An 8,028-nucleotide genomic window follows, 5' to 3' on the forward strand; every position below is an offset into this window, starting at 1 on the left:
ATTCACAATCCCGATCTGCGAGCCGAGCGGGATGGAGCGGATGTAGCTCGGGCTCGCCGAAGCTCCCCAAGCGACGGGGAACTTGGCAGGCAAGGCGGAAAGCTTCATGGAGGGATCCTTAGATGATGACGACCGACGCCTTGACGCCGGTTGGCTTCGGCAAGACGCCGGAGTTCTGGACGATCGCGAGTTCGACAGGGGTGAGCTGGAAGGCGAAGGTGTAGGTCATCGTCATCGTCTCGATCGGCGAGCCCGCGTAGAACGATGCCTGGTTGAAGCCGACGGAGTTCAGCGATTCCTGGAAGCCGAACCATGTCCCGTAATTGCCGCCCTCGGTAACGTAGGCGTTGCCCCTGTTGGGGAAGAGGCTGAGCAGGATCTGGTTGATCGCGGGGATCGAGCCGTTGGTGATGTTGGCTGCAGCCTTGGCGAAGATGAGCCGGCGGTATGCCTCGTCCGACAGCGCGAAATTCGAGGTCAGCGGAGCGCCGGAATAGAACGCGCCTTGCCCGAACGGATCGGCTCCTGGCCTCGCCTCATCGAAGCCGAACCAGTCCCCGGTCGTGACCTGCAAAACCCGGCTTACGCCGACGATGCGGCCCCAGACGTCGAGCCCGTAGCCTTGCGCCGTGTCGACGTTCCAGATGTAGTCGAAGAACGCATCGAAGTTGGCAGTCTGGTCGAGGTACGAGAAGATGTTCCCGATCAGATGCGTCAGCGTGGGCGCATTCGCATATTGGCTGATGACTGTGCGCCAGACGTCGAAAGGCGGGAAGTCGCCGATGGGGCTGATGCCAATGGCGAATTGGCCAAAGCCGTTCGGTATCCCGGCCGGCGGCCTGGGATAGGGAGGTCCTGTATCTTCCATGATCGATCAGGTCAGGGTGACGAAAATGTCGTTGGGCGAGATCGTCGGCACCTGGTCGATGTCGACGGCGATGTCGAAGCGATTGGGGATCGCGGCCGTCATGGTCTCGATTGACACGTTCTTGTTGTTGGAGACGACATAGGTACCGGTGCCGCCCGTCCCGGTGCCGAGCGCGGTGATGATGGTGCCGACGGTCAATGCGCCGGTGGTGTCGGAGATGATCTGGCCGACCGCCAGCGCCCCCGACGCAACGGCGGAGACCGTCAGCACCGTTCCGGCGATCTGGCCCGTGAAGACGGCGCTGGGGTTGTTGTTCGAGCCTACCTCGATCGAGATGATCTGTGCCCACGAGCCAAGGGCGGCCACGGGCGCATAGAAGCGGCTCGCAAATAGCGTGGTGCCGATCTTCGCACGCGGGCCACCATCGCCCCCAGAAAACGCGCTGACGATGGCATTCTGGATTTGCGTCGCGGCATCAGCGGGGACGAGATGCGTGTTGACGATGTTGACCGCGAACAGGATCGCCAACGGATCGGGGATCTCGAAGCTCACCCGATAGGCAGGGTACGGCGGGACATAGCCGGGGCTCTGATCGTAGACCGTGACCGTCGTATTGCCGTTGTAGGCGCAGCCGGGCGCTTTGCGCGACCAGATCGCTTGCGCGACGTCGTCAGCGTCGCCACCGACCACGGCGACATAGAGCGAGTTCGGGTAGATCGAGACGCCGCCGATGGTCTGGACGTCATTGCTGGCGTTCTCTGTCACGAACGCATCGATGACGTTCGGCACCGCCAGCACCGCGCCCAGGACCGACGGAAGCGAGCCCTGCGAATTCAACGCTACAGAGGCAGCACGGCGCGCCTCGAAAGCCGACCGGCTCTCGACATTGTTGCCCAGCACGCCGTCATCCGGGTTCGTGATCGAATCCCAGCCGGGGATCGCTCGGTAAATCTGGTCGAGGCTTCCGGCAGGGCATGGGATCGGCCCGACCACCAGGCACTCGAACGGCAAGGTGACAGTGCCGTCGACGCCAATGACGCCATCCTCGGTGCACAGATACTGGTTGCCATCTTCGGCGAGGGCCAGCGAGCCGGTCGGGATGGCGACGCCCGGCAATCCACTGCAGAGCGCCTGCACGACCGTGGGCTGGGCCGGGTTGCGCTCGATGAAGTAGATGCGCGCGATCGCATCCTGCATCCGGCCGGTCGCATAGGCTGGATCGACCTGGTTGGTGAAATAGAGGAACGTCGAGTTGACCTCGTCGATCACCGCCGTCTCGCTGCTGGCGAGCTGCCCCTGCGGCGTGTTCAGCGCGGGATTGAGGACGCCGCCGAACGCGCCGTTGATGTCCTCGGTCACGCCGGCCAGCACTTCCGCGGCCGACGGGATCAGGAACCCCGTGTCCGTCCACTGCGGCGGGGGAACGTTCGTGGTGTCGGCCATGTGCTAAAAGCCCGCTGCGGTGGTGTTGCCGGCCGCGTCCGTCACCTGGACTTGGCCGGTGACAGTCCGATCGGTCCAGGACTGGATGAAGGTCTGCGCCGAGACCACGCCGGGCACCGTCAGGGCGGCGCGATTGAAGGACGCCTTCATGAGCGAGACCGGCGGCGCCTTGCCCAGGATCTGGTCGAAGTAGGGAATGCCCTGCGTGGTGTCGTAGTAGAGCTCGCCCGCGAACAGCCTGATCGCGCTCGCCGCATCCTGCGCCAGCGCGTAGGGCTCGTCGGCGGTCGCGATGTTGCCTGACGCATCGGCCACCAGGTCCCAGGTGTCGGTGTCGAGAAGGAGCGTCTTCATGTTCCGGGCTCCGGTGGGCCTGACGTGCCGCCGCCGGGCTGGACGTTGGTGTGAAGATGGTTGAGCACGCTGATGTTCTCGCCGCCGGCGCCGGCGATGACATCGCCCGTCACCCGCAGCTGTGCGGTGGTGATGGTGATCGAGCCGGCCGCGAACTCAATGATCTGGCCGTTCTTGTCGAAGAGCTTGATGCCGCCCTCGGTGAACTGGACGGCCTGGTCCTGGTTGGCCGGATTGGCGATTGCCCCCTGATAGATGCCGTCCGACATGTTGCCGCGCCGGAAGCTACCCGGGTTCGACTGCGCTCCGCCGTTGGCTTTGAGCGCCGAGGTGTCGCGGTCCGAGATCGTCATGTGGCCGATGTCGCCGACCTTCGGATCGTTGATGATGCCGTTGGTGCCGCCCTGGTTGCGCATCGTGGCGATGCCATAGATGACGCCGTGGGGCGTCTGGTTGCCCTGGCCGTCCGTCTGATTGATCAGCGGCATCACATCCACCGTGGGCGGCGCGCCGACGCCGCCACCGTGGACCGCGACGATCTTGACCGGAATGCCGGTGCGCGCCTGCGCCAGCTCCTGGCGAATGAGGAAGCGCAGCCGGTTGATCTCGGCGGTGTCGTCAGACGTGGTCTGCTGACCGAAATAGCCTTGGCCGCTCATGCCGGCGCCGAGGCATCGACGGCGATGCATTCGAGGAGCATGAACCACTTTCCGTGGGGCATCATTGCCTCCAACTGATACTCGAGGCGGTTGACCTTCCACGTGCCGTTGGCCGGCGTCAGGTCGCTCTGGATTTGCACTTTCCCTTGATACTTCACGGCCGGGTTGTAGAGCGCGCGGACCAGGACGAAGGCCTGCTGGAAGAACGGGTAGCCGACCATGCCGGTGTCTTTCGAAATCAGCACCGTGTCGCTGTTTCGCGCCTTGCCGGGCGGCGTGATGACCATCGTGCCGCGATCGATGCCGACGTCGAAGCCGCCGTCGCGCGCGATCGCCAGCATCTGCGTCCAGGCCGTGCCCGGATAGTAGGGGTTGGCGAACTTGACCTTGACGCCGGCGTCTTCGAAAGCCAGGCCCATCTGCCCCGCGAGAGATTTCATCATCTGCGAGGCGTCGCCGGAGCCCTTGATGGAGAGCGGCCGGATCGGCTTTGCGGCATGGAAGACGCCCGGAAGCGAGCTGATCCGGAAGCACACGTCGGGCATCGCCTGCGCGTCGACGTAGGCATAAACGATGGTGCCGGTCCAAACGACGTTCTGGCCGGTCTCGTCGTCTCCAGCGAGCACCGAAATGCCGTTCTTGTACATCTGGAGATACTGTGAACCGACGGTGGACAGCTGGTTCATCAGAGCCAGCGGCAGGCCCCAGATCGAAATTTCCGCTTGCCCCGAGCCTTGCCCGGCGTTGACGATGTTGCAGGCGACGCGCAGCCCGAATACCTCTGCGGTGTTGCCGCCGCCTTCAAACTGGCCGTTCGCCAACTCGAACTCGACGGAAATTCGCTTCTGGCTGAAAGCCATCTCGACCACCGCCTCACATGAAGAAAGTTACGCCCATGCCGAAAGTCCTTGCCGCCGCGAGCGCCGCCCTCCTGCTTTTCACCGTCGCGCCGGCGCTGGCAAAGCCCAACAAGGCCGCGCTCGAAAAGACCTATCTCGACCTAAATGAGCAGTGCCGCGGCGGCTCGGGCGATGATCCCGACACCATCAAGGCGTGCGATCAGCGCGAGGCGGTGGCGGCGCAGCTCGAGCAACTTCACGTCTGCTTTGCCGGCGACCGGTTCAAACGCTGCAAGTGATCAGCCGACGCCCGGCGGAAGCTCGCTCGCCGACACGTAGGCGAGGCTGTAACGCGTGCCGAGCCCGGTATAGTACGGGTCGGTGTCGCCCTGGTTGTCTATGAAGATGAGATCGCCAGAGAAGCCAAGGTAAAGCGACCGGACGATCCGGTTGAGGTTCTGGCAGATCACGCCGCCGATCACGAGCACGTTGTCGACATAGAGGTCGATGAACAGGCCGGGGTTCTTTTGGTAGAGGCTGATCTGCGAGACCTGACCGTCCAGCGTCACGCCGACCGCCTGGTTTGGCACCGCCTGCAGTGGGATGATGACCATCAGAAGCCTCCGGCCGGCAGCCCAGACGATGTCTGGAATTGCGCGAGCTGCGCGCTGCTCGCCGGCGCGGTCTGGACAGTGCCGCCATTGACCTGAGAAGCGCCGCTCGGATCCTGGGTGTTCGACATGGCGGCGCTGACGGCCTGCCGCACTTCGATCAGCCAGATATCGACCGACAGAAGCCCCATCCCCTCATTCGAGCGCCGGCTGTAGTCGTAGTGGGTAATGTTGCAGGAGAGGTAGACCGCCTCCGGCGTCACCACGTCATAGAGGTTGGTGTCGCCGGCGACGGCCGCGATCGACGCCAGCATGGCGGCGCGGTTTGCGGCCGATCCGCCGGCCGTGAAGCGCAGCCGAGCATCGTAAGGTATCTGGACCTTGTCGTAGCTCTGAAAGGCCCCCTGCTCGACCGGGAAGTCAGAGATCGACCATTGCTGGCGATACTGCACCTCCACGATGTTGTCGGCGATGATCACCGGCACACCGCCGAAGTAGATGCCCCATGGCTGCAGGCCGAACGCGCTCGACAGCAACCCAAAGGCATCCTGCGTCAGAAGTTCAAGAATGCCGGGCATCACGCCAATCCACTATTTGCCTGCGCGGTGAACAGACGCCGGCTGAGCGCGTCGTTGATGTCGGCAGCAACGCCGTTGGCATCGGTCGCCTGGCTGTGAACCTCGACCTTGCCGATGTGCGCCTCGACCGAGCTGTTCGACGTCGTGGCCGTGTGCGTGCTGGAGATGTTCGACAGCGCCGCCGATGCGGCGCCGGTGTTGATCGCCTTCATGCCCCGGTACGTTCGGCCAGTGTAGGCGTCCATGCCGCTCCAGGCGTTGTAGCCCTCGGCGCGCTCGAACATCGATGCGCCGGTTGCGCCCTGCGCGTCGGTCTTGGCGTTGCGGAGCATGCTGCCCGCCCGGCTCTCCGGGCCGTTCAGTTCGGACAGGACGAACTGATACTGCGTGTCGGCGTCGTTCCAGTCTTTGCCGCGGGCCTTGGCGAAGGCCATGAGACGGGCCTTTCGCGAACCCAGCCATTGCGCCACACCGGACGCGCCGATGCTGTTGACCGTCGAGGCACCGCCGGCCGCCTCGACATTCATCCAGCGCGAGATGAGGCCGCGCGCACCCGCATCCGACAGGCCGCCGGCCGTGAGGGTCTGGTAAGCCTGCGATTGTCGTTCCGGCGTCCACCAGCCTCGCGTGCCACCAGAGGCGTGCTGCGGGCCGGTAGGACCGGTCCCGCCCACCATGCCGCCGACGAGACCGCCGGCCCTGGACGATGCGCTGCCGCCGCCGCCGAACGCGGCGCCGATGCCACTGAGGAGGTTGCTCCAAAAGCCGCCGCCCGAGTTGCTCTGCTCGGTCATCGTGACCGGCACGGGATTGCTCCTCGAGATCGGCTTGCCGTCGACCGCGATCTTGTCGTCGGCATCCTTGCCCGAATGGCTTCCCGGCGCTTTGCGCAGGTGCGCCATGAGCCAATTGCCGATGGTGCCGTGGTCGCCGGCGTGGGGATCGACGCGCAGGTGCGACCCGCCCCATTTGATGGCGGCCGCGCCGGCAAGGAGCATTCCAACGCCCGTTGAGATCGTGCCGAGAAAGCCCAGGCCGGCGCGAGCACCGCCACCGGCGACGCCGCCGGCACCTCCGGCAGCTAGCATGCGCATATTGGCGAGAACGCGAAGAAACTTCGCGCCGAGCCATAGGCCGAACAGGATCTCGGTGGCATGGACGATGCCGCCGACCCCGTCGACCACCTCTTTCGCGCCGTGCGCGAAATTCTGCATGCCGGTCTCGACGGCGTTCCAGTCGATCTTTTCAAGGAAGTCGATGAAACGCTTCACCGCCTCGACGATGCCGGTCCGGATCCAGTCCTGGTTCTTGTCGATCCAGGCCGACATCTTTGTCGCCGCATCGACCAAGACCGGGCCGAGCTTGTCATAGATGGCGTTGGCGAGCGCGATGATGTGCTGGAGGAGCTCGGCCCAGCTCGCTTGCAGTTTCTGCGCGGATTCGATGGCATCGTTGCTGGGCGACAGGCTCTTCTGGAGCTTGTCGAGATAGACGTCGATGCCCGCGCCCATCTTGTACATGAGCTGTTCGGTCGCCGGGTCGATGCCCAGCGCCTGCGCGACATTGTGAGCCGCACCGGCGTCGATCTGGTGCAACCTCTGCAGAGCCGCGGCGACATCGGACAGGTAGCGATCGAGCCCATGATTGGGGTCGATCCGCATGCCGGTCCAGGCCTGCAACTGCGAGAATTCGCGAGGCAGCGCCTCGCCGTTCTTGTTTAGGTTGTAGAGCTGCTTGTTGACGCGCTCCAAGGTCGAGGCGGTGGCGTCGGCCGAGCCGCCGAAGCGTTCGGCCGCATTCTCCCAGGCCGCGATGCGCTGGGGCGATTCCCCGAGGCTCGATGCGAAGCGGCCGAGCGAAGCGTCGGCATTGGTGAGCTTGCGCACGAAGTCGCTGAGCGCCTGGCTGCCGGTGATGACGGCGAAGAGTTCGAGCACGCGCCGCGTGATCAGGTTGACGGTCTCGGCCGCCTTCTTCGAGCTGTCCTCGATCTCCTTCCCGCCCTTGCGGAATTCATCGCGCGACTTTAGCCAGGCCTCGGTCTGCTTCTTCCGACCATCTTCAAAATTCTTTGGATCGAGATTCAGCCGGACGATCAGTTCATCAATGATCGTGCCCATTGGCGTCCCTCTTTCTCAGCAGCATCAGGTTGTGGGCGTCGACCATCGCCACCTCGAGAAGGTCGTGGACGTCCTCAACCGACAACCACTCGTCTAGCTCGCGGAGCGAGGTTTTGCCCTTTGAGAGAACTTGACCGATGGCTCGGGAGACATTGCCGTATTCGAGGAGGCGGACGCCGGCGACTGTGTCGAGATCGATTTCGACTGGCCGCCGGCTGTAAAAAAACTGACGTGAAGGTTGATGACCTCCTGCCGCAGCTGGATCAGCGTCGCGATCTCCTCGACGTCACCCTCGATCAGCTGGCGCTGGATGGCCGGGTTGCGGGGATCGGGCTTGATGGTGACGCATTCCATCATTTCGTCGAGCAGCGGCTCGGCATCCTCGAAGGCGATCTTGGTGATCGCCCGGATGCCGACGATGGCAATGCCCTGCATGCCCATGCCGGCGAAGTCGTCGGGAAGCTCGACGCCGGAACGCGCCACCGCGAGCAGCGCGCGCATCGCCCATTTCTCAGCGCGCGTCGCCGGCATCTCGCGGATGTGAAAGGTCTTGCCC

Annotated in this window: 10 protein-coding genes; 1 reads left to right on the plus strand and 9 read right to left on the minus strand. The window is 64.2% G+C overall.

Features of this window, described 5'->3' with window-relative positions:
- Positions 1-118: 118 nt before the first annotated feature.
- Genes EOA28_RS16950 through EOA28_RS16970 form a run of 5 tightly spaced genes read right to left on the minus strand, consistent with a single transcriptional unit; the run spans position 119 to position 4,184 of the window.
- Entirely contained in the window at positions 119-868 is a 750-nt protein-coding gene (locus tag EOA28_RS16950) for a DUF2612 domain-containing protein (protein WP_128315070.1), read from the minus strand.
- 6 nt (positions 869-874) lie between these two features.
- Positions 875-2,311, minus strand: a complete 1,437-nt coding sequence (locus EOA28_RS16955) for a baseplate J/gp47 family protein (protein WP_128315071.1) — start codon at positions 2,309-2,311, stop codon at positions 875-877.
- 3 nt (positions 2,312-2,314) lie between these two features.
- The gene (locus EOA28_RS16960) at positions 2,315-2,665 is read right to left on the minus strand and encodes a hypothetical protein (RefSeq protein ID WP_128315072.1); all 351 of its coding nucleotides are present in this window, start codon (positions 2,663-2,665) and stop codon (positions 2,315-2,317) included.
- The gene (locus EOA28_RS16965) at positions 2,662-3,324 is read right to left on the minus strand and encodes a hypothetical protein (protein ID WP_128315073.1); all 663 of its coding nucleotides are present in this window, start codon (positions 3,322-3,324) and stop codon (positions 2,662-2,664) included. Before EOA28_RS16965 ends, EOA28_RS16960 begins: the two co-directional genes overlap by 4 nt.
- Complete coding sequence (locus tag EOA28_RS16970) at positions 3,321-4,184, minus strand: hypothetical protein (protein WP_128315074.1); 864 nt, start codon at positions 4,182-4,184, stop codon at positions 3,321-3,323. Before EOA28_RS16970 ends, EOA28_RS16965 begins: the two co-directional genes overlap by 4 nt.
- A gap of 35 nt (positions 4,185-4,219) precedes the next feature.
- Between EOA28_RS16970 and EOA28_RS16975 the strand changes: the two genes are divergently transcribed.
- Positions 4,220-4,462, plus strand: a complete 243-nt coding sequence (locus EOA28_RS16975; RefSeq protein ID WP_128315075.1) for a hypothetical protein — start codon at positions 4,220-4,222, stop codon at positions 4,460-4,462.
- Here EOA28_RS16975 and EOA28_RS16980 read toward each other — a convergent pair whose 3' ends face one another.
- From EOA28_RS16980 to EOA28_RS16995, 4 genes are all read right to left on the minus strand, one after another.
- On the minus strand, positions 4,463-4,777 hold the full coding sequence (locus EOA28_RS16980; RefSeq protein WP_128315076.1) for a hypothetical protein: 315 nt from the start codon (positions 4,775-4,777) through the stop codon (positions 4,463-4,465).
- Positions 4,777-5,352 carry a phage baseplate protein gene (locus tag EOA28_RS16985; RefSeq protein WP_128315077.1) on the minus strand — a complete coding sequence of 192 codons (576 nt, stop codon included), beginning with the start codon at positions 5,350-5,352 and terminating at the stop codon, positions 4,777-4,779. Before EOA28_RS16985 ends, EOA28_RS16980 begins: the two co-directional genes overlap by 1 nt.
- Positions 5,352-7,472 carry a phage tail tip lysozyme gene (locus EOA28_RS16990; protein WP_128315078.1) on the minus strand — a complete coding sequence of 707 codons (2,121 nt, stop codon included), beginning with the start codon at positions 7,470-7,472 and terminating at the stop codon, positions 5,352-5,354. Before EOA28_RS16990 ends, EOA28_RS16985 begins: the two co-directional genes overlap by 1 nt.
- 93 nt (positions 7,473-7,565) lie before the next feature.
- On the minus strand, positions 7,566-8,028 hold a 463-nt coding region (locus EOA28_RS16995), incomplete at its 5' end, for a hypothetical protein (protein ID WP_210214945.1).

The sequence above is a fragment of the Mesorhizobium sp. M2A.F.Ca.ET.067.02.1.1 genome (assembly GCF_004023285.1).
GTDB lineage: Bacteria > Pseudomonadota > Alphaproteobacteria > Rhizobiales > Rhizobiaceae > Mesorhizobium.

What these genes read in the sequence shown, in the direction of transcription:
- EOA28_RS16950 (WP_128315070.1), bottom strand. Translation starts at nt 868, where the DNA reads ATGGAAGATACAGGACCTCCCTATCCCAGGCCGCCGGCCGGGATACCG.
- EOA28_RS16955 (WP_128315071.1), bottom strand. Translation starts at nt 2,311, where the DNA reads ATGGCCGACACCACGAACGTTCCCCCGCCGCAGTGGACGGACACGGGG.
- EOA28_RS16960 (WP_128315072.1), bottom strand. Translation starts at nt 2,665, where the DNA reads ATGAAGACGCTCCTTCTCGACACCGACACCTGGGACCTGGTGGCCGAT.
- EOA28_RS16965 (WP_128315073.1), bottom strand. Translation starts at nt 3,324, where the DNA reads ATGAGCGGCCAAGGCTATTTCGGTCAGCAGACCACGTCTGACGACACC.
- EOA28_RS16970 (WP_128315074.1), bottom strand. Translation starts at nt 4,184, where the DNA reads ATGGCTTTCAGCCAGAAGCGAATTTCCGTCGAGTTCGAGTTGGCGAAC.
- EOA28_RS16975 (WP_128315075.1), top strand. Translation starts at nt 4,220, where the DNA reads ATGCCGAAAGTCCTTGCCGCCGCGAGCGCCGCCCTCCTGCTTTTCACC.
- EOA28_RS16980 (WP_128315076.1), bottom strand. Translation starts at nt 4,777, where the DNA reads ATGGTCATCATCCCACTGCAGGCGGTGCCAAACCAGGCGGTCGGCGTG.
- EOA28_RS16985 (WP_128315077.1), bottom strand. Translation starts at nt 5,352, where the DNA reads ATGCCCGGCATTCTTGAACTTCTGACGCAGGATGCCTTTGGGTTGCTG.
- EOA28_RS16990 (WP_128315078.1), bottom strand. Translation starts at nt 7,472, where the DNA reads ATGGGCACGATCATTGATGAACTGATCGTCCGGCTGAATCTCGATCCA.